Genomic DNA, 21,043 nt, shown 5'->3' with positions numbered 1-21,043 from the left:
AGCACCACCTGCACCGCCTGCTCCTCCCGCCCCGCCTAGTTGAGCCATTGCCTGCCTCCTTATGAAAACAAGTCGGTATGAGGTTAGTCAGCCTGTCGTCGGTAGTCCTGCCACTTCGAGGCAGCGAGCCCAGTGCCTGCCTGTTTCGAGATCCGCATTGGGGAGGCGCCCGATGTATCGATCTAGGGTCAAATGCGGCTCGAGCTCGCGCATCTTGCCCAAGGCTTCGCGGGCCTCCGCGACCCGTCCTTGCGAAACGAGTGCGATAGCGAGGACCCGCCACGTAGACGGATGCATGCGATTGAGAATGAGAGATGAGCGCGCGAGCTCTTCCGCCTCGTCGTATCGATGCGCCGATAGAAGCGCCGTGGCGCCCAGGGACTCGAAATAATACCGCTGCGGATCGAGCGGGGAGAGTTTCAGAGCGCGCCGCGTTGCGTCCACGGCTGCCTCGCCGTCGCCTTTGAAGGCGTCGACGGTGCCCCGGTAGAGCCAGCCCAACGCGTGGCTGGGGTTGGCATCGACGGCCTGCTCGCACCGCTTTCGGGCAGCGTCCAGGTCCTTCAACATGTGACAATAGACGAAGCCTTCGGTCGCAAGCGCAAGCGCGTCGGACGGGTCACGGTCGAGCGCCGCGCGAGTGGCGCTCAAGGCCTCGGCGGCCTCGCGTTTGCGGTCCTCGGACCAGCCGCGCGTCATGCGCAGGATGTACCAGTTGGCGAGCCAGGCGCGCGGGGCAGCTATTCGGCCGTGGCGATTGATCAGTTCCTCCAGCACCGTCCGGGTCTGGAGAAACTCCTCCCTGCTCGACCGGTGCATCAGGCGGATGCTGCCAAGCAGCAGCGAGTAGCTTTCTAGCGTCGGTAACGGCTGGGTCAGGATATGCTCGACCTCGGCATCGAAGACCGACAGATGCACTGCAGCGGCGATGCGGTGAGCCAGTTCGCTCTCCGGCTGCAGCAGATCGCCGATATTGCCGCTCAGGCGGTCGGTCCAGACGACTTGATTGGTTCGCGCCGCGGACAGCTCCGCCGTCACCAGAATCCGGTCCGCATCGACCACATAGCTGCCGCTGAGAATGTAGGTGGCACCGAGATGCGCCGATACTTCCGCCACATCGCTGACCCTGCCGCGAAATATGTTGGTCGACAGACGCGAGATCACCTTGAGGTTCGCCGATCTGGAGAGGCACCAGATCACGCTGTCCGCGATCAGGTTACCAACGTCGAGATGCTCCTCCGCGTCCTTGCGCGCGTCGAAGGGGATGACGGCGATCGTCGGCTCCATGGGAGTTCCATAGTCTCGCCGAGCTGCGAGGCTTGGGTGTGGACTGGCCGGACCAACGCGGTAGGCGCGAACCGGCTTGTCAAAGTGCTTGAGGATACAGTCGCCCAAATCTTCGCACAGCGCATCCACTCCGTGCGTCAGCTCGTCGCGCGCCGCAGCGCTGCCAATCGTCTCCCCCGGACTGGCCAGGCTGGCAAGAGCTGTCGCCAGTTGCTCATGCGCGGCCTCGCTGGCGATGGTTTCACCGGGACCGGCAAGAGTTGCGAGCCGGGCTGCGAGGTTGATGCCGGTGCCATAGATGTCAGTGCCGTCACTCCAGGCGGTGGAGGAGTTGATCCCCGCACGAAGCTGGAAGTGTTGATCTTCAGGCCGCCCGGTGTTCTGAACGGCGATACTCCGGTGCATTTCGGCGGCGGCATTGACGGCATCACGCACGGATTCGAAGCGGGCCATGAGCCCGTCTCCGAGGCTCTTCACGAGGCCGCCGCGATAACGCGGCAGAATTTGGCCGGTGGCAAGTTGGACGAAGTCGGTCCATCGACGCACCGCGGACGCCTCATGCTCCCGCATCAGACGCACGGACTCGACGAGGTCGACCAAGAGGACCACGGTGTCCTGCTGCACGAGGCCCATTGCTCGTCTCTCCGAAGCCCGGCCTCCGCTGACCGGGCTCTCAGGTGAATGGCCCTTAAGGCCGGTACTGCTTCACTACCTTGATGTTGACCGGACCTTGCCCGGCAGTTGCGAACTCAGCGCACGCACGTCCTCATCGAGCGCACGTCAATCCATACTGCGCAGCTGGCCGCTCGGTTATGAACCAGATCACGATTTGCGAAACGCCCGGGTGGGTCGCAATCGCGACAACTCAAAATGAAAACGCAAACTTCTTCTCGTCATGCGCGAAGTCACGTTCACTCACCGCTAATGCGGGCAGGTCTCGACCTCGACCGTGACGTGGCTGAGGCCCTTCAGCCCGGCGAGCCGCCGCTTGTAGACGGCCGGCTGCTTCGGCTTGTCCGACACCACCGAGAGCAGCACGGCACAATGGCCGGGGCCGACCTGCCAGAGATGCAGGTCGGTGACGCGATCCTCACCGACCTCCATGCGGGCGCGGATCACCCGCTCCAGCTTCTCGTCGGCGCGCACGTCGAGCAGCACCGCACCCGATGATTTGATCAGGCCGAATGCCCAGCTCGCGATCACGGCGCTGCCGATCAGACCCACCGCCGGGTCGGCCCAGACCCAGCCGGAATACATGGCAAGGCCGAGCGCTGCGATCGCCAGCACCGAGGTTGCGGCATCGGTCATGACATGGACATAGGCCGCGCGGAGGTTGTTGTCGTGCTGATGGTGGTGATGATCGCGCTCGTGGTCATGCTCGGCGTGGTCATCATGCGCATGGCCATGGCCGTGGTGATGATCGTGGCTGTCGCGCAGCAGCCACACGCTGGCGAGATTGACGCCCAAGCCGAGAGCAGCCACGGCCATGGCCTCGCCGTAGACGATCGGCACCGGATTGACCAAGCGCAGCACGCTCTCATAGGCGATCTCGACCGCGATCAGGCCGAGGATGATCGCGCTGGCGAAGGCGGCAAGATCGCCGAACTTGCCGGTGCCGAAGGTGAAATGCGCATTCCCCAGATGCCGCCGCGCGAAGCGATAGGCGAAGGCGGCAATGCCGAGCGCCGCCGCATGGGTGCCCATGTGCCAGCCGTCGGCGAGCAGCGCCATCGAACCGAACAGCGAGCCGGCGACGATCTCGCCGACCATCATGACCAGCGTCAGCACGACCACGAACCAGGTGCGGCGCTCGTTGTCGTCGTGCTTCTCGCCCAGGAAGGCGTGGTCATGGGTCCATTGTTCGATGGAATGGGAATGCATCGAATTCTCCAGAAGATTCAGCTCTGTTGGCCTCCAATATAGACGGCAGGCACCAATTTTCTAAGGACCAATCGTCCCGCGGATTGACAGTGCTTCTTAGTTTCGCTGTAATCTGCGCCATGGGGATTTGAGCGATCTCCCCACGAGGCGACAGGCCCAAGCATCGCGTCCCGTTTGGTTCTCGAGGACGCATCATGTCTACATTCACGACCATCTCATCCGACAAAATGGCACGGCTGATCGGCACGGCGAATGCGCCTGTTCTGATCGATGTGCGCACCGAGCAGGATTTCGCCGCCGACCGGCGGCTGATTCCCGGCTCCATCAAGCTCGGCCACGACAACGTGGCGGACTGGGGCGGCGCCTTCGCCGGCCGCCGCGCCGTAGTCTCCTGCCTCCGCGGCGAGAAGCTCGCGCAAGGCACCGCGGCCTGGTTACGCCAGCTCGGCGCGCAGGCCGAAACGCTGGAGGGCGGCTTCGAGGGCTGGAAGGCGGCCAAGCTGCCGCTGGTCGACGCCCGCAAGCTGCCGCCGCGCGATGCCAAGGGGCGCACCGTCTGGGTGACGCGGGCGCGGCCGAAGGTCGACCGCATCGCCTGCCCGTGGCTGATCCGCCGCTTCGTCGATCCGGGCGCAGTGTTCCTCTATGTCGCGCCGTCCGAGGTGGTCGCCGTCGGCGAGCGGTTCGGCGCAGCGCCCTTCGACATCGAGAACGTGTTCTGGAGCCACCGCGGCGAGCTCTGCACCTTCGACGTGATGATCGAGGAGTTCGGCATCGCGACCGCGCCCCTGCTGCGTCTCGCGACGCTGGTGCGGGGCGCCGACACCGCGCGACCCGACCTCGCGCAGGAGGCGCCCGGCCTGCTCGCGGCCTCGCTCGGGCTGTCGCGCATGTATGACGACGACCTCGAGCAGCTCGAGGCCGGCATGCTGCTCTATGATGCCTTCTACCGCTGGTGCCGCGACGCCACCACCGAGACTCACAACTGGCCGACCAACAAGGTGAAGGCGTAATGGACGTTCGCGCCGATCAAGCGGGAGCTGGTGCCGGTCACGGCATCAGCTTCAAGGAAGCTTTTCGCGTCTGGCTCCGTGTCGCCTGCCTGAGCTTTGGCGGCCCCGCGGGCCAGATCGCGGTGATGCACCGCATCCTGGTCGAGGAGAAGAAGTGGATCTCCGAAGGCCGTTTCCTGCACGCACTGAACTATTGCATGCTGCTGCCGGGACCTGAGGCGCAGCAGCTCGCGACCTATGTCGGCTGGCTGATGCATCGCACCGCCGGCGGGCTGATGGCGGGCGGGCTGTTCATCCTGCCCGGCATCATCGCCATCATGGGCCTCAGCTACATCTATGCCGCCTTCGGCAATGTCAGCTTCGTCGAGGCGCTGTTCTTCGGGCTCAAGGCGGCCGTGCTCGCCATCGTCGTCGAGGCGGTAGTGCGCGTCGGCAAGCGCGCGCTGAAGAACCGCATCATGATCGCGCTCGCGGCCGCGGCCTTCGTCGCCATCTTCTTCTTCGCGGTCCCCTTCCCGATCATCATCATCGCCGCCGGCCTCATCGGTTATGCCGGCGCCCGAAGCGGCCGTCCGGAATTCGCGCCGGCCGGTCACGCCCATGGCGGCGGCGCCGCGATCGACAGCATGCTCGGCGAGGCCGTGCCCGATCACGTCCGGCCCAACACGGCGCGCGCGATCCGCGTCGGTGCACTGTGGCTGGCGCTTTGGCTGGTGCCGGTGATCGCACTGCTGATGGCCCTGGGTCAGGCCAATGTGTTCAGCCAGATCGCGCTGTTCTTCTCGAAGATGGCGCTGGTTACGTTCGGCGGCGCCTATGCGGTGCTGGCCTATGTCGCCCAGCAGGCGGTCGAGCATTATCATTGGCTCAAGCCGCATGAGATGCTCGACGGTCTCGGCATGGCCGAGACCACGCCGGGCCCGCTGATCATGGTGCTGCAATTCGTGGGCTTCATGGCGGCCTATCGCGACCCTAGCGGCCTGTCGCCGATGCTCGCGGCCACGCTCGGCGGCCTGCTCGCGACCTGGGTTACCTTCATGCCCTGCTTCCTCTGGATTTTCGTCGGCGCGCCCTACATCGAGCGCCTGCGCGGCAACGCGGGCCTCGCCGGCGCGCTCAGCGCGATCACCGCGGCCGTGGTCGGCGTGATCCTCAACCTGTCGATTTGGTTCGCGCTGCACATCCTGTTCCGCGAGACCGTGCCGGTGCATGCGTTTCCGCTGAACTTCGACATGCCGGTGCTGAGGAGCGTCGACGTGCCGGCGCTGGTGCTGGCGATCGCGGCGGCCACCGCGATCTTCCGGTTCAAGCTCGGCATGCTGACGGTGCTGGCGGGCAGCTGCGCGGCGGGCGTGGCGTTGCGGATGGCCGGGATGATCTGATGCCAGGGACGTGACTAATCATGAGTCCAGGATGAGTTGGAACGCCGCGGCCGAACGCCACCTAGGCAGGGGGCGTTTGGAGAAACAGCGATGCGTTTCCTTCTGGTTTTCAGTTTTCTGATCACCTTGGTCGGCGTTGCCGACGCCGCACAGGCGCGTCATCCACACCGGCGGCACGCGATTGTCCATTCCGGTCAGGGTATGATCCTGTCCGGTCCAGCTTCGGGCTTCGCCTACGCGCCGCCGCCGGAAACCTCAGCTTATCCTGGCGCCACTGAACCTTATTTCGGCGCTTCTCAAGGTTATGCGCCCGGCGAAAAGGAGCGGTTTCTTCGCAGCTTGTTCAGTCCATAGACCCGTTCCACCTTGGGCCGGCTCGCTGATGCCGCGGGAAAGCTGCTGAGTCGAACCCTGCAGCCTTCCCTTATTCACGTCGTAAGCGCCGACGTTTGTTAGCGTCGGGTTGGATCGTTTGTGCCGCCCGGACGGATGGTCTGAGGACCGCCCTGGCCGGAACCTGCGCCACTGCCGCCGCCGGCGCCTACGCTGGACCCCGTCGAACTGCCGGTACCTGCATCGCCCGCTCCTGTTCCACCCGCCGCGCCGCTCGTTCCGCCGCTGGTTCCTCCGGCCCCGGCGCTAGCGCCCGCACCCGCGCCGCCCGCTCCACCTGCGCCTGCCCCGCCTCCGGCACCTCCGCCCGCCTGCGCATGGGCGAACCCGATCGACGCGCCAGCAAGCAACGCACACATGGCCACTGAGAAGATTGTCTTTCGCATTGTTCAAACTCCGATTGACGATGACATGCCAATCGAAGCCGCGCGCAAACGTTCCTGATGATATTCGTCGGAGGCTTTCAACATTGGTAGGAACGATGTCGCGCAACGTTGAATTGAATCTGGTCCCGCCACTCGCCCATCTTCCGCGACGCGCGCGTGACTCAACACAATGCGCCTTGAATCCCGGCTGCCGGCTACCGCATCATCATCCGCGAGATCGCTTCCCCGATCACCACCGTCGTGAAATGCGTGTTGGCGCGGCAATCGGACGGCATGATCGAGGCGTCGGCTACACGCAGGCCGCCGATCCCTTTCACGGTGCCGTCGGGGTTGACCACGCCATCCGGGTCGTCCAAGCCGCTCATACGGCAGCTGCCGGCGGCATGCTGGATGTCGCCCGTCTCGCGGCGCAGCACCGCTTCGAGCTCGTGATCGGGCAGGCTGGCGGCCTGCGGCAGCGTCAGATCCGTGTCAGCGAGCCTGATCCAGTCGGCGATGCCTGACAGCGCCGGCTGCGATGTGATGACCGCGAGGCGTTTCACCGCATCGATCATGCGCAGCATGTCGCGCGGATCGGCCAGCATGTTCTCCTCGACGACCGGATCGATTGCAGGATCGGTCGAGGCCAGCTTGAGCGTCCCGCGCGAATAGGCGTTGAACAGCCCTGCACCGATCGCTCCGGGGTTCCCGATGCCGCGATGATTGAAGGCGATCAGGATCATGTCGCGCTTGCCGCCATTGGCGAGGCCCGAGGAATAGGTCACGCAGCAATTGGTGTGGCGCGTATCGGGATCAGTAGGGCGAAGCTCCTCCCGGAGCTGTATGGTGGCGCGAAACAGCGGGTGATCGAAGAAATGGCGGCCGACCGGCAGATCGCGCTCGACCGCGATCCCCATCGCCTTCAACTCCTCAGCCGGCCCGATGCCCGAGCGCAGCAGGATCGCCGGACTGTGGATGGCGCCGGCGCACAGCACGATCTGACGTGCGCTGATCTCGTCGGTGCCCTGCCCCTGGATATGGACGCGGACACCCGTTGCCCGTCCGTCGCTGATCAGCACACGATCGACCAGCGCATGCCCGCGGATCTCCAGATTGGCGCGCCCGCGCGCGGGCTCGAGATAGCCCTCGTTGGTGGTGATGCGGCGCAAGTCGCGGCTGTTGATGGGGTAGCACGCAACGCCCTCGCCGTCCGGACCATTGACGTCGGCGCACCAGGGATAGCCGCTCGCAAGTGCCGCATCGCGCAAGCCGCGGTCGATCGGACCCCACTTTTGCAAAGGCGCGCGGTAGACCGGCAGTGGCCCGCCGCGGCCGTGGTCCTCGACATCGCCGAATTCCAGATCGTCCTCGATCACCGAAAACAGCGGCATCACCTCTTTCGCCGACCAGCCGGTGCAGCCATTGGCCGCCCATTCGTCGAACGCATCGGCAACGCCGCGGATCGCGATCTGGCCGTTCATCATCGACGAGCCGCCGAGCCCCTTGCCGCGCCAGTAGAAGCGCGGCTCCTGCCCAGCGACGCGGCGCGTCAGAAGATCGGGCCATTGCCATTTCTCCTGGTACTCGCGCTTGTGGATGATCGGGATCGGATTCGGCGTCCGCACCTCCCAGGGCGCCTCGTCGGCGCGCCAGTCGAGCCCCGCCTCGAGCAGCAGGACGCGCCGTGCGGGATCTTCGGAGAGCCTTGCGGCCACGGCGGCGCCGGCGGAGCCGCCGCCGACAACAATGACATCGTACATCGCGCTACTTCTCAACGTTCCAGAACACCGGGATGGCGGACGGTATCAGACCGCGCAAAGTCGCGCGATGGGCGGCCGGCTGCGCGAACTGGCCCCACGGGATTCCGGGCGCCTGATCGTACATGACGGCCTGGATCTCGCCCGCGATCTTCTTCCGGTCCGCCTCGGCCGGCGCCTTGGCGAAGGCTTCCATCAGAGGGGTGATACGCGCATCGCATTGCCAGCCGGTGAAGTCGGCACAGTTGAAGGCAACCATGACATTGGTCAGCGGCGAGCCGAGGTCGAAGCCGCCGGCGTGGACGCCATAGACGCTCCAGCCCTCCTTCTTGGCGCGGCGCGCCAGCACGCTCGCCCAGTCCATCACCTGCAGATCGACATTGAAGCCGGCCGCCTTCAGCCGCTCGGCGAGCACCTGCGCCGAAACGCGCGGGGCTTCGAGATCGTTGGCCTGCATCACGATGACGGACTCGCCGGCATATTTGGTCGCCTTCAGTGCAGCCTTCGCCGCTTCGATCGAGGGCTTGGCCGCCGCTTCCGTGCCGGCCTTGCTCTCGTATGTGGTGCCGCAGGTGAAGTAGGTCGCGCAAGGCGTGGCGTATTTGGCGTCGAGCCCGAGCGCATCCAGCACTTCGCGCTGGTCGACCAGCTTCCACAGCACGCGGCGGATTTCCGGATCATCGAACGGCTTCGAGGCCGCGTTGAGACGGTAGGCGCCGGCGAACATGTTGCCGCCGGTGAAGTTGACGAGCTTGACGCGCGTGTTCTTCTCCAGCTGCGGCAGCAGATCGAACGGCGCGTACTGCAGGAAATCAATTTCGCCGGCCTGCAGCGCAGAGGCGGCAGTCGCACCATCGGGAATGACGCGGACCTCGAGCGTGTCGACATTGACGCGCTTGCCGCCGGCCAGGAAGTCCGCGGGCTCGGGACGCGGCACATAGTCGCCGAACTTCTTCAGGATCATGCGGTCGCCGGTGCGGTGGTCGGCCTTGCTGTAGACGAACGGGCCGGAGCCGACGATCTCGGTGATGCGCTGGTCGCCGGGCGTCTTCGCGATGCGCTCGGGCATCATGAAAGCGACCGGGCTGACGGGATTGCCGAGCGCGTCGATGACGAGGCCGGACGGCTCCTTCAGCGTCAGCACGAAGGTTTTCGCATCGACCGGCTCGAGCGAAGCCGTGATCGCGAAAATGCGGCGGCCGAGTGCGCTGCGGGTGCCCCAGCGACGCAGCGAGGCCACGCAATCGGCTGCCGCGACGGGCTGGCCGTCGTGCCATTTCAGGCCGTCGCGCAGCGTGAACGTATAGGTCAAGCCATCGGGCGAGACTTTCCAGTCCTGCACCATTTGCGGCTTGATGTCGCCCTTGGCATCCTTCGCAAACAGCGTGTCGAACACCATGTAGCCGAACGTGCGCGAAATATAGGCCGTGGAGAAATGCGGATCGAGCGTGACAATCTCCGCCTCGAGCACCGCGACGAGATTGCCCGCCGCATGCGCCGGCGCCGCCACCAGCGCAAGGCCGAACAGCGCGGGAATGAAAGTCTTCAGTTTGAGCATTGGGGTGTTTTTGCCTTTTGACCAGCCGTTTGCGTTCAGCAGGAAAAAGCAATGTTCGTGCCCACACGTATGCGCTCATAGCTAGCTGCCACGCGTTTGCAGGATGCACATACTTAGAGTTGGAGAGCGAGGCTGTCGCAGCTCGTCATTGCGAGCGCAGCGAAGCAATCCAGAGTCTTTCCGCGGTGGGATTCTGGATTGCTTCGCTGCGCTCGCAATGACGGTGGAGCAGAGAGCACAACACGCGCTGTCGCCGCCCGGCTTGATCGGGCGACCCAGTATTCCAGAGACAGCTGATGGATACGGAGAAGCCGCGGCGTACTGGATGCCCCGCCCCCGTGCGCAATTGCGCACTAGGCGGGGGATGACAGCGTCGTTGTGGCGACAGTTGGGGCCAGTGCCCTACCCGATCACTCGACCGAACTTGTTCGACTTCGGGAAACCCTTCGGCGGCAGGCGGCCGGCGTCGGCGCGGGTGCCCTGCCATTCCGCCAGCTCCTTCATGGTCGCGGAGAATTCGCGTCCTGCGGAATCCTTCCAGGTCAGGCCCGCCTTGGCGTCGAATACCGCAACGTCGGACAGGCCGCCGTCCTTGTATTTCTGCAGGCGCACGCCGCGGCCGCGGGCCATCTCCGGCACCTGGTCGAGCGGGAAGACCAGCATCTTGCGGTTCTCGCCGATGACGGCGACGGTGTCGCCCGTCACCTCGGTGATCGCGCGGGCCTCGTTCGGCATGTCCACGTTGAGGACCTGCTTGCCCTTCTTGGTGGTGCCAACGCAATCGTCCTCGTTGACCACAAAACCCTGGCCCTCGTGGCTGGCGACCAGGAATTTGCGGCCGCCCTTGTTGACGAACAGCGCGACGGGCGCGGCCTCCTGCTCGAGGTCGATGAACAATCGGATCGGCTCGCCATGGCCGCGGCCGCCCGGCAGCTTGGCGACGTCGAGCGAGTAGAACTTGCCGTTGGTGGCGAACAGCAGGAGCTTCGAGGTCGTCTCGGCGAAGAAGGCGAAGCCGAGCTTGTCGTCCTGCTTGAAGGCAAGGCCCGAGAGATCCTCGACATGCCCCTTCATGGTTCGGATCCAGCCCTTGTCGGAGACGACCACCGTCACCGGCTCGCGCTCGACGAAGGCCTCCTCGATCGCGGCGAGATCGTGCTCGGGCGCATCCGCGAAGGTGGTGCGACGCTTGCCGAGCGGTGTCTTCGGTCCGAACATGTCGCGGACCTTGCCGACCTGCTCGCCGACCTTCTTCCACTGCTCGGTTTCGGAGGCGAGCACCGCATTGATGCCCTTGAGCTCGGCGCGGAGGTTCTTGTCCTCGGTGCGGATCTCCATCTCCTCGAGCTTGCGCAAGGAGCGCAGGCGCATGTTGAGGATGGCTTCCGCCTGCACCTCGGTGAGCTTGAACGCCTTCATCAGCTCAGGCTTCGGCTCGTCCTCGGTGCGGATGATCCTGATCACCTTGTCGATGTTCAGGTATGCGATCAGGAAGCCGCCGAGCACTTCCAGCCGGTGCTCGATCTGCGCCTTGCGGTAGTTGCTGCGGCGGATCAGCACGTCGCGCAGATGGTCGAGCCATTCGCGCAAGCACTCCGCGAGCCCCACGACCTTGGGGATGCGCCCCTTGATCAGGACGTTGAGGTTCAGCGGAATCTTGTTTTCGAGCTCGGTGAGGCGGAACAGCGATTCCATCATCAGCGCCGGATCGACGTTCTTCGACTTCGGCTCGATCACGATGCGGACGTCTTCGGCCGATTCGTCCCTGATGTCGCCGACCAGCGGCAGCTTCTTCTGGTCCAGCAGCTCGGCGACCTTCTCGATCAGACGCGACTTCTGCACCAGGAACGGAATCTCTGTGACGACGACGGCCCAGGTGCCGCGTGCGCCCTCCTCCTGCGTCCACCGCGCTCGGACGCGGAACGAGCCGCGGCCGGTGGTGTAGGCTTCCGCAATCGCCTGCTTGGAATCGACGATGATGCCGCCGGTCGGGAAATCCGGGCCCTTGACCCACTTCAAGAGCGCCTTCGACTTTGCGTCGGGCTTCTCGATCAGGTGCAGCGCGGCATCGCACAGCTCGGCGGCGTTGTGCGGCGGGATCGAGGTCGCCATGCCGACCGCGATGCCCTGCGCGCCGTTGGCGAGCAGGTTCGGGAAGCCGCCCGGCAGCACGATGGGCTCTTTCGATTGGCCGTCGTAGTTGGCGCGGAATTCGACCCCGTCCTCGTCGATGCCCTCGAGCAGAAGCCGCGCGACGTCGGTCATGCGCGCTTCGGTGTAGCGGTAGGCGGCGGGGTTATCGCCGTCGATATTGCCGAAATTGCCTTGGCCGTCGACCAGCGGATATCGTGAGGAGAAATCCTGCGCGAGGCGGACCATGGCGTCGTAGATCGCCTGGTCGCCGTGCGGATGGAACGAGCCCATCACGTCGCCGACGATCTTGGCCGACTTCTTGAAGGCCGTGCCGGGGTCGAGCCTGAGCAGGCGCATGCCGTAGAGGATGCGCCGGTGCACCGGCTTCAGGCCGTCGCGCGCGTCCGGCAGCGCACGGTGCATGATGGTGGAGAGGGCATAAGCGAGATAGCGCTCTTCCAGCGCCTCACGCAGCGGCACCTCGTGGATTTCAGCCGGTTCTTCCGGCGGAACGATTCGTTTTCCCATGCCGCCCGGTTAAACCGTGGAAGCGAATCGGGCAAGGATCGAATGGTTCCCTGTGGGCGACGTACTAGCCTGCCCAGCCGGCTGTGACGGTCTGGGTTGGGGCTGGACCAGGTGTTTGCGCAGGCGCCGGCGCATTGGTCAGGCAACGGCGGGCGGCCTCGATCTCGGCGTCGGTCGCGCCCCGCGACCGCGCCCATGTCTCTGCAGCGGCAGCGGAATATTTCGCCACATAGTACCGCACCACCGTGCACGAGGCCCGGCGAAACGCCCCGGGCTGCGGCTCGCCAGCCATGGCGTCGGGCGCGAGCGCAAGCAGCGTCGCGGACAAAGCGAATCCCTTGATCAACATTTGGGCTGTCCCCCCCGATGTGGAACCTCAAGCCCCAAGTCCGCGTGGGCCGATTTCGTTCCAGGGAACTGAATGCTGCTGGGCAAGGCTGGGTAGCCATTACGTCATGGCGCCGGGATCGCCGCCCTCGCCTGCTGCCGCATCAGGGCGTTGATGAAGCCGGCCCGCGCATCGGAATGGCCCTGGCCGCGCGGCTCCAGCACGTGGCGGAGCAGGAACAGGCCGGTGAGCCGGAAGCCGTCCTGGAGATCCTGTTCGGTGAGATCGCCCGCGGTTTCGCCCTGGCGCAGGAACGGCGGCAGGCGCAACAGCCGGTCGCGCCACGGCTCGCCCGCGCTACGCGATACCGCGCCGCCTGATTTCGGCGAGACATAGATCAGGTCCGTAGTCTCGCCGGTCACTGCACAATTGTCCAGCGCCAGCCCAAAGCCCAGCTCGGCGAGCATCGCCAGCTCGAAATGGATCAGGTGCACGGCCGCGCTGCCGATGTCGTCGAAATCGTCGAGCGAATGCTCGAGCAGCGCAAAGATCTCTTCGTGCGGATCGCGCTCCGGCAGCAGCCGCGCGACGGAGGCGAGATGGGTGACGCCATAGACGCCGTGGGACGATGCCAGCAGCGTTGCCGCGCGCAGCTTCAATCCCTCCATTGCGTAGGTGCCCAGATGCTCGTCGAGCCGCGCCCGCCACACCGCACTGACGCTGTTCCCCGGCTGCAGCAGCGGCCGCATCCGCGAGCCGGCGCCACCGCGGACGAGCCCGAGATGCCGGCCATGCGCGCGCGTCAACAGCTCGACAATGGCGCTGGACTCGCCATGCCGCCGCACCCCCAGCACGATGCCTTCGTCGGACCATTCCATAGGGGAAGTGTAGCGGATTCCGGCGTTCAATCGTAGGGCGGATTAGCCGAAGGCGTAACCCGCCAATCGCCCGTGCACGTCAAAGGTGGATTACGCTTCGCTAATCCACCCTACGGCGCCTCACGCGTTGAACCAGTCCCGCGCGTCGCCGCTGAAGGAGAAATACAGGCCCATCGTCGTCAGCGCGCAGGAGACGATCTCGATGGCGCTGTCGAGCTCCAGGCCCTTCTCGCCGATGATCTGGCCGAGCGAGATCACCGACAACACGAGGGCCGCCGCCAGCACCCAGCGTGGCCAGTTCTTGCGATGATGCGCGGCCAGCCGGACGAAATAGAGCAGCAGGAGGATCATGCCGCCGGCGAGCAGCGTCCCGGTCATGATCATCTGCTCGGTCACCGCGGCATTGGGCGTGCGGTCCTGCACGGCGATCGAGACGGCGTCCAGCATCAACGATGCATAGAGCAGCGCTTCGAAGCGCTGGACGTTGGTGGGTAGGCTCATCGAATGCCGATCTTTTCTTGGTTATTCTTTTGGGAAGTCCAGGCCCATCTCGCGATAGCGATCGGGATCGTCGCCCCAGTTCTCGCGCACCTTGACGAACAGGAACAGGTGCACCGGCACGTCCAGAATCTGCATCAGCTCTTTCCGCGAGTCGGCGCCGATCGACTTGATGGTGACGCCGCCCTTGCCGAGCACGATCTTGCGCTGGCTTTCGCGCTCGACGTAGATCGTCTGCTCGATCCGCACAGACTTGTCCTTGCGGTCCTCCCACTTGTCGGTCTCGACCGTGGACTGGTAGGGCAATTCCTGGTGCAGCTTCTGATAGATCTTCTCGCGGGTGATCTCGGCCGCCAGCTGCCGCATCGGCGCGTCCGACATCTGGTCCTCGGGGTAGAGAAACGGACCCGGCGGCACCATGTCCGCGAGCGTCTTGCGGATGTCGTCGACGCCATCGCCCGAGATCGCCGAAATCATGAACGTCCGCACGAAAGTCATGCGCTCGTTGGCGGCCTGCGCCAGCGCCAGCAGCTTCTCGCGCTGGACCAGGTCGACCTTGTTGATGACGAGAATCTTGTCGTGATTGACGCTGGCGGCCTTGGCGAGGATCGCCTCCGCCTCCTCGTCGATGCCCGTTTTGGCATCGAGCAGCACGCAGACCAGATCGGCATCATGCGCCCCGCTCCAGGCGGTCGAGACCATGGCGCGGTCGAGCCGGCGCTTGGGCGAGAAGATGCCGGGCGTGTCGACAAGGATAATTTGCGCGTTGTTCTCGATGACGATACCGCGGATCAGCGCGCGCGTGGTTTGCACCTTGCGCGAGACGATCGTGACCTTGGCGCCGACCAGCGCGTTGACCAGCGTCGACTTGCCGACATTCGGCGCGCCGATCAGCGCGACGAAGCCGCAGCGCGTCGCGCCGGGTGCCCCGCCGCTTGCTTCAACCGTCATTGCTGCCGCCGACGCCTTCGCGTTCGATCATCACTGAGGCTGCCACTTTCTCTGCCGCGCGCTTGCTGCCGCCGATACCCTCGGCCGGGGCCAGGCCCGGCAGATCGACGGCGACACGGAACTGCGGATCGTGATGCGGGCCAGTGCGCTCGACCTCGCGATAGACAGGCGTCGGCAGTCCCTTGCCTTGCGCCCATTCCTGCAGCACGGTCTTGGGATCGCGCAAGGGCCGGCGCGGCTTGTGCATCCGCTCGGTCCAGTTGCGCTTGACGAATTCGGCTGCCGCCGCATGGCCGCCATCGAGGTAGATGGCGCCGATCACGGCCTCGCAGATGTCGCCGAGGATGGATTTGCGCAGGCGGGCATCGGCACTGGAGCCGACCGAGCCCAGCTTGATGTCGTCGACGAGACCGAGCGACTTGGCGACGTCCGCGCAGCTCTCCTTGCGCACGAGCTCGGCGAGCCGCTTGGACAGCTCGCCCTCATCGGCGTTCGGGAAGGCGTGATAGAGCATGTCGGAGACGACGAGCCCGAGCACGTGGTCGCCGAGGAATTCCAGCCGCTGATAGCTGTCGCCTCGCTTGCGCCCGGACTTCAGGGCCGAGACATGCGTGATCGCCTGCATCAGCATATTTGGATCGGCGAAGCTGTGGCCGATCCGCGCCTCGAGCGCCGCGTTGGCATTCGTGCCCTTGGCCTTGCTGCTCCGCGGCCGCTTCTTCTTGGCAGGCGCCTTCGCCGCAGCATCGCCCTCGGGAGCGGCTTGCACCTCGGTCGGTTGGATCGCGATGTCCTTGGCTTCGTCTTTCATCGGACGATTTTGAAGAACCGATTCCAGCGCACCGCCCACGGCCAGCGCCAGAGCATCCAGGCGTGCTCGCCTTCAGCGATGGAGAAGAAGATCATCTGGGCGCGGCCGATCAAGTGCTCCTGCGGGACGTAGCCGACCTGGCCGAGAAAGCGGCTATCGGTGGAGTTGTCGCGGTTGTCACCCATCATGAAGAAGTGGCCGGCCGGGACGGTGTAGACGTTGGTGTTGTCCATGTAGCCGTTGTCGGCGCAGTCCAGCGTCTCATAGGACACGCCGTTCGGCAGCGTCTCCTTCCAGCGCTTCACCCGGGAGATGCCGCCGCCTTCCGAGCCGCAAGGGTCCTCGCCGACATATTCGCTCATGCGCTGCCGCTCGACGGGCGTATCGTTGATGTAGAGCAGCCCGTCCCGCATCTGGACACGGTCGCCGGGAAGGCCGATCACGCGCTTGATGTAGTCGGTGGAATCGTCCTTCGGCAGGCGAAACACGACGATGTCGCCACGAGCGGGGTCCGAGCCCCAGATCCGTCCCGAGAACAGTGGCGGCGAGAATGGAATCGAGTAATGGCTGTAGCCATAGGAATATTTCGAGACGAACAGATAGTCGCCGACCAGCAGCGTCGCCTTCATCGAGCCGGACGGGATGTTGAAAGGCTGAAACAGGAAGGTGCGGATCACGAGCGCGATCAGGAGAGCATGAATGACGACTCGGATCGTTTCGCCGACGCCGCTCTCAGTTTTCGTTCCCGAAGTCACGCTCATTGCTCTCTCAATTCCGGCCGGCGATCATAGAGCGCCCTCCTCCCGCGAACGGCCCACCGGTTCGCGGCGCAAGGAGATTGTCCTGATTCTGATAGTGAGGGCCAATTCCGGCGTAAAGCCGAATTCGCCCAGGCTGATTTGCGTTCGCGGACTTTTAGACGGTTGTCGGAGGCCACGCAATCAAGGATCGCATCAAAACTGATTAAGATATTGATTTATAAAGAAAATCACAAAACGCCCGAGCCGCGATCAAGGTTTCGGCAGCGGGACGGCGGAAATGACGACAAAAGCCTGCGCCAGCGGCCAGTCGTCGGTGATCGAAAGGTCGATCCGCGCCTCGAACCCCTCCGGTGTCAGGGCCTGGAGCCGGGCCAGCGCGCCGCCGGTCAGCTGCATGGTCGGCCGCCCGCCCGGCAGGTTGACCACCCCCATGTCGCGCCACCAGACGCCGCGCCTGATGCCGGTGCCGAGTGCCTTGGAGCAGGCCTCCTTGGCGGCGAAGCGCTTGGCGTAGGTCGCCACCACCATCTTCTCGTTCTTGGCGCGCCGTTCCGCCTTGGCGCGCTCGGCCGCGGTGAAGATGCGGTCGAGAAAACGCTCGCCGTGGCGCTCGATCACCTTGGCGACGCGGGTGATGTCGATCAGGTCGGAGCCGATGCCGATGATCATGCCCGGCTCCGGCCACGATCCATCGCCGCGCGCATGCTGCGCACGGTCTCGGCCAGCCCCACGAACAGCGCCTCGCCGATCATGTAATAGCCGATGTTCAGCTCCATGATTTCGGGCAAGCTCGCGATCTTCTCCGCCGTCGCATAGTCCAGCCCGTGGCCGGCGTGAACCTCGAGTCCCGCGTCCTTCGCCAGCTTCACCCCGGCCACGATCCGCTGCCATTCAGCCTCGGCCTTGTCGGTGTGGCCATCGACGACGGCATCGCACCAGGCACCGGTGTGGATCTCGATCACAGGGGCGCGCAGCCGTGCCGCCATCTCGATCTGGGCGGGATCGGCCGCAATGAACAGCGAGACGCGGATGCCGGCCTCGCTCAGCCGCGCGATATAGGGCGCGAGCGCGCTGCGCTGGCCGACCACGTCCAACCCGCCTTCGGTCGTTACCTCCTGGCGCCGCTCCGGCACCAGGCACACCGCGTGCGGCTTGGTGGCGAGCGAGATCCGCATCATGTCGTCCGTCGCGGCCATCTCGAAATTGAGCGGCTTGGAGATCTCCGCCTTCAGGCGCGCCATGTCCTCGTCGCGGATGTGCCGGCGGTCCTCGCGCAAATGTGCGGTGATGCCGTCGGCGCCGGCCTCGATCGCGAGCAGCGCGGCGCGCACCGGATCGGGATGGCGGCCGCCGCGCGCGTTACGCACGGTTGCGACGTGATCGATATTGACGCCGAGGCGGAGCGGAGGTGCGGGCATTTCAGAACTCGCGAAATCAGAGGGAACGGCGCATGCGAGATGCGCCTATCCATTAACACGTTCGACTTTGGCGACGACCGCCTTCGCGCGCAGCTGGGCCAGGATCGCGCTGAGGTGCTTCAAGTCGTAGACTTCGAGATCGATCGTCGTCTCCGTGAAATCGGGCGAGCGGCGCTGCATGCTGATGTTGTCGATGTTGCCGTCGTGCTCGGCGATCACGGTCGCGATCTGCGCCAGCGCGCCGGGCTCATTGACGTTCTCGACCTTGATGCGGGCCGGGAAGCGCTGCGGCGCGGAATCCTCGATGTCCCAGCGGACGTCGAGCCAGCGCTCCGGCTCCTCCTCGAAATCCTTCAGGGCCGGCGCCTGGATCGGATAGATCGTGATGCCCTCGCCCGGCGTGACGATGCCGACAATGCGATCGCCGGGGACGGCGCCGCCGTTCGGCGCGAACTTCACCGGAAGGTCGGAATTGATGCCGCGGATCGGGATCGCGACCGGGCTGCGCGACTGTTCGGAGACCCCCTTCTCCTTGAGCTTGGCGGCAAGGCCCTTCTTGACGCCGTAGCGCGCGATGCGCTCCTCCTTGTAATCCGGGTACATCGCACGCGCGACATGGGAGGCCTTGATCTCGCCGCGCCCGACCGCCGCCATGACGTCCTCGATCGATGTGCGCGCGAGCCGCGGCAGCGCGCCCTTGAGCTTGTCGTCGGCGTATTCAATCTTGGCGCGCTCGAACAAGCGCTCGACGATGCGCCGGCCGAGCCCGACATATTGGTCGCGCACCGCGGTGCGCGTGGCGCGGCGGATCGCGGCACGCGCCTTGCCGGTGACGGCGAGCGTTTCCCAGGCCGAGGGCGGCGCGGACTGCGCCTCCGAGGTCAGCACCTCGACCTCGTCGCCGTTCTGAAGCTCCGAGGACAGCGGCGCGAATTTGCCGTTGATCTTGCAGCCCACCGCGCTGTTGCCGACGTCGGTATGCACCGCATAGGCGAAGTCGATCACGTTGGCATGGCGCGGCAGCGCGATCAGCTTGCCCTTCGGGGTGAAGCAGAACACCTGGTCGTGGAACAGCTCGAGCTTGGTGTGCTCGAGGAATTCCTCCGGGTTCGCGCTTTCCGAGAGGATGCCGATGGTGTGGCGCAGCCAGGCGAACGCGTTGGACTCGCGCTTGAGGAATTCGGTCGGCGAACCCACGCCCTCCTTGTAGAAAACGTGCGCGGCGATGCCGCGCTCGGCGATCTGGTCCATCGCCTCGGTGCGGATCTGCAGCTCGACGCGCTGGTTGCCGGGGCCGATCACCGTGGTGTGGATCGAGCGGTAGTCGTTCTGCTTCGGCGTCGAGATATAGTCCTTGAAACGTCCGGGCACGACCGGCCAGGTGGTGTGGACGATCCCGAGCGCGCGATAGCAGGCCTCGACGTCGCTGACGACGAGGCGGAAGCCGAAGATGTCGGACAATTGCTCGAAGCCGACCGACTTGCGCTCCATCTTGGTCCAGATCGAGAACGGCTTCTTGCGCCGGCCATAGACCCGCGCCCCCAAGCCCCGGTGGCGCAGATTGTTGGAGAGCTGGTCCTCGATCTCGCCGATCAGGTTGCGATTGCGCTCAGCCAGCGCGTCGAGCCGCTGCATCACCACCGAATAGGCTTCGGGATCGAGGGTGCGGAAGGACAGATCCTCCAGCTCCTCGCGCATTTCCTGCATGCCCATGCGCCCCGCCAGCGGCGCATAGATGTCGAGCGTCTCCTCGGCGATGCGCCGGCGCGATTCCGTCGGCACGAAGTCCAGCGTGCGCATGTTGTGCAGACGGTCGGCGAGCTTGACCAGAAGCACGCGGACATCGTCGGCAATGGCCAGCAACAATTTGCGCAGATTCTCGGCCTGCTTAGCCTCCCGCGAGACCAGCTCGAGCCGCTTCAGCTTGGTCAGGCCATCGACCAGCGCGCCGATCTCCGAGCCGAAGATCTGGTCGATCTCGGCCCGCGTCGCCTCGGTGTCCTCGATCGTGTCGTGCAGCAGCGCCGCCACGATGGTGGCGTCGTCGAGCTTGAGGTCGGTGAGAATCGCAGCCACCTCGAGCGGATGCGAGAAATACGGATCGCCCGAGGCGCGGGTCTGCGAGCCGTGGGCCTTCATGGCGTAGACGTAGGCACGGTTCAGCAGGTCTTCGTTGGTGTTGGGATTGTAGGACCTGACGCGCTCGACGAGGTCATATTGACGCATCATCCGGGCGCGAGGCCTGGCGGGGCGCGCGACCGGCGCAGTCGGGGCCACGGCAACCGATTCGGTTGCGGCCTGCATCTGCGTGGATCTGCGGCGCCGATATACCATGCCGTCCTGCCTTCAAACGGGCTTGAGCCGGCCCGCTGCATACATCCTAACTCCGATCGCGCTCGTGTCCGATCAATTCAGTGACAGGGCCAAGCACCGACCGCAGCGCTATGGTAACCACGAAAAGGTCAACAAAAGCAAAGGCCCGAACGATCGTTCGGGCCTTTGATATGATCACAAGAAGAAGATGATCGCGATGGAGGAATTACTCGTCTTCCTCGGGCTGCTCCTCGGGAGGCGCGAGGCCTTCCAGGCCCTTCAGCAGCTCCTCCTCGGTCATGCGCTCCACGGCGACCTCGGTGTCGTCGGCATCGACGCTTGCCCCCGCGGAACCGATCAGCGGCACTGTATCCGGCTCGGGCTCGTCCACCTCGACGAACTTCTGCAACGAGTGGACCAGCTCCTCGCGGAGGTCCTCCGGCGAGATCGTCGTCTCGGCAATTTCACGCAAAGACACAACAGGGTTCTTGTCGTTATCGCGGTCAACCGTTAGTTGTGAACCGGATGAAATCATGCGGGCACGGTGGGCGGCCAGCAGGACCAAGTCAAACCGGTTGTCGACCTTGTCGATACAATCTTCTACGGTGACGCGAGCCATGGACTGTCGCTCCGTTGTGGGTGGGACGAAATATGTGGATGATTGGGGCTAGTTATAGGGGCCGGGACGGTTTCGCAAGACCATTTTGTGATTTGGCCTCGCCAAACCGCTCTGCTACCCCCACATTGGGGCTGGGACGGGTGGTTTTCCGGGCTGCCGTTGGGGGCGG

At 65.0% G+C, this 21,043-nt stretch carries 18 protein-coding genes; 3 read left to right on the top strand and 15 right to left on the bottom strand.

Annotation, left to right across the window (positions count from 1 at the left end):
* Nucleotides 1-87: 87 nt before the first annotated feature.
* Nucleotides 88-1,920, bottom strand: a complete 1,833-nt coding sequence (locus I6F33_RS27290) for an adenylate/guanylate cyclase domain-containing protein (RefSeq protein ID WP_036014989.1) — start codon at nucleotides 1,918-1,920, stop codon at nucleotides 88-90.
* Between the two features lie 288 nt (nucleotides 1,921-2,208).
* Nucleotides 2,209-3,168 carry a CDF family Co(II)/Ni(II) efflux transporter DmeF gene (dmeF, locus tag I6F33_RS27285; protein ID WP_225113875.1) on the bottom strand — a complete coding sequence of 320 codons (960 nt, stop codon included), beginning with the start codon at nucleotides 3,166-3,168 and terminating at the stop codon, nucleotides 2,209-2,211.
* Between the two features lie 194 nt (nucleotides 3,169-3,362).
* On the opposite strand from dmeF, the gene I6F33_RS27280 reads away from it, so the two are divergent.
* The 3 genes from I6F33_RS27280 (at nucleotide 3,363) to I6F33_RS27270 (ending at nucleotide 5,917) form a co-directional block, all read left to right on the top strand.
* Entirely contained in the window at nucleotides 3,363-4,181 is an 819-nt protein-coding gene (locus I6F33_RS27280; RefSeq protein ID WP_225113874.1) for a chromate resistance protein ChrB domain-containing protein, read from the top strand.
* Complete coding sequence (gene chrA, locus I6F33_RS27275; RefSeq protein ID WP_225132038.1) at nucleotides 4,181-5,563, top strand: chromate efflux transporter; 1,383 nt, start codon at nucleotides 4,181-4,183, stop codon at nucleotides 5,561-5,563. Before I6F33_RS27280 ends, chrA begins: the two co-directional genes overlap by 1 nt.
* A 90-nt stretch (nucleotides 5,564-5,653) precedes the next feature.
* Nucleotides 5,654-5,917: a hypothetical protein gene (locus tag I6F33_RS27270; RefSeq protein WP_225132037.1), complete on the top strand. Its 264-nt coding sequence runs from the start codon at nucleotides 5,654-5,656 to the stop codon at nucleotides 5,915-5,917.
* A gap of 619 nt (nucleotides 5,918-6,536) precedes the next feature.
* On the opposite strand, the gene I6F33_RS27265 is transcribed toward I6F33_RS27270, so the two are convergent.
* From I6F33_RS27265 to rpoZ, 13 genes are all read right to left on the bottom strand, one after another.
* Nucleotides 6,537-8,081: a GMC family oxidoreductase gene (locus I6F33_RS27265; protein WP_225132036.1), complete on the bottom strand. Its 1,545-nt coding sequence runs from the start codon at nucleotides 8,079-8,081 to the stop codon at nucleotides 6,537-6,539.
* A gap of 4 nt (nucleotides 8,082-8,085) precedes the next feature.
* Nucleotides 8,086-9,636, bottom strand: coding sequence for an ABC transporter substrate-binding protein (locus tag I6F33_RS27260; protein ID WP_225144651.1), 1,551 nt, complete (start codon nucleotides 9,634-9,636; stop codon nucleotides 8,086-8,088).
* Nucleotides 9,637-10,038: 402 nt separating this feature from the next.
* A complete protein-coding gene (parC, locus tag I6F33_RS27255) occupies nucleotides 10,039-12,297 on the bottom strand; it encodes a DNA topoisomerase IV subunit A (RefSeq protein WP_225144650.1) in 2,259 nt (752 codons plus the stop codon).
* A gap of 64 nt (nucleotides 12,298-12,361) precedes the next feature.
* Nucleotides 12,362-12,646, bottom strand: a complete 285-nt coding sequence (locus tag I6F33_RS27250) for a hypothetical protein (RefSeq protein WP_225144649.1) — start codon at nucleotides 12,644-12,646, stop codon at nucleotides 12,362-12,364.
* 104 nt (nucleotides 12,647-12,750) lie between these two features.
* Entirely contained in the window at nucleotides 12,751-13,503 is a 753-nt protein-coding gene (gene recO, locus I6F33_RS27245) for a DNA repair protein RecO (protein ID WP_225144648.1), read from the bottom strand.
* Nucleotides 13,504-13,623: 120 nt separating this feature from the next.
* The gene (locus I6F33_RS27240; RefSeq protein WP_036015023.1) at nucleotides 13,624-14,004 is read right to left on the bottom strand and encodes a hypothetical protein; all 381 of its coding nucleotides are present in this window, start codon (nucleotides 14,002-14,004) and stop codon (nucleotides 13,624-13,626) included.
* Nucleotides 14,005-14,025: 21 nt separating this feature from the next.
* Nucleotides 14,026-14,952, bottom strand: coding sequence for a GTPase Era (era, locus tag I6F33_RS27235; protein WP_225144647.1), 927 nt, complete (start codon nucleotides 14,950-14,952; stop codon nucleotides 14,026-14,028).
* A complete protein-coding gene (gene rnc / locus I6F33_RS27230) occupies nucleotides 14,942-15,763 on the bottom strand; it encodes a ribonuclease III (RefSeq protein WP_109143526.1) in 822 nt (273 codons plus the stop codon). The genes era and rnc overlap by 11 nt, the downstream gene beginning before the upstream one ends.
* On the bottom strand, nucleotides 15,760-16,524 hold the full coding sequence (gene lepB / locus I6F33_RS27225; protein ID WP_036015031.1) for a signal peptidase I: 765 nt from the start codon (nucleotides 16,522-16,524) through the stop codon (nucleotides 15,760-15,762). The genes rnc and lepB overlap by 4 nt, the downstream gene beginning before the upstream one ends.
* 249 nt (nucleotides 16,525-16,773) lie before the next feature.
* Complete coding sequence (gene acpS / locus I6F33_RS27220; protein ID WP_025036721.1) at nucleotides 16,774-17,193, bottom strand: holo-ACP synthase; 420 nt, start codon at nucleotides 17,191-17,193, stop codon at nucleotides 16,774-16,776.
* Nucleotides 17,190-17,942: a pyridoxine 5'-phosphate synthase gene (locus I6F33_RS27215; RefSeq protein ID WP_057029760.1), complete on the bottom strand. Its 753-nt coding sequence runs from the start codon at nucleotides 17,940-17,942 to the stop codon at nucleotides 17,190-17,192. The genes acpS and I6F33_RS27215 overlap by 4 nt, the downstream gene beginning before the upstream one ends.
* A gap of 45 nt (nucleotides 17,943-17,987) precedes the next feature.
* Nucleotides 17,988-20,276 carry a bifunctional (p)ppGpp synthetase/guanosine-3',5'-bis(diphosphate) 3'-pyrophosphohydrolase gene (locus I6F33_RS27210; protein ID WP_036015037.1) on the bottom strand — a complete coding sequence of 763 codons (2,289 nt, stop codon included), beginning with the start codon at nucleotides 20,274-20,276 and terminating at the stop codon, nucleotides 17,988-17,990.
* A gap of 205 nt (nucleotides 20,277-20,481) precedes the next feature.
* Nucleotides 20,482-20,874, bottom strand: coding sequence for a DNA-directed RNA polymerase subunit omega (rpoZ, locus tag I6F33_RS27205; RefSeq protein ID WP_007603391.1), 393 nt, complete (start codon nucleotides 20,872-20,874; stop codon nucleotides 20,482-20,484).
* Nucleotides 20,875-21,043: the final 169 nt, after the last annotated feature.

The organism is Bradyrhizobium sp. BRP20 (assembly GCF_020194215.1).
Classification (GTDB): domain Bacteria; phylum Pseudomonadota; class Alphaproteobacteria; order Rhizobiales; family Xanthobacteraceae; genus Bradyrhizobium; species Bradyrhizobium yuanmingense.
The sequence above is the reverse complement of the archived record's forward strand: the minus strand, read 5'-3'. Positions and strand labels throughout refer to the sequence as shown.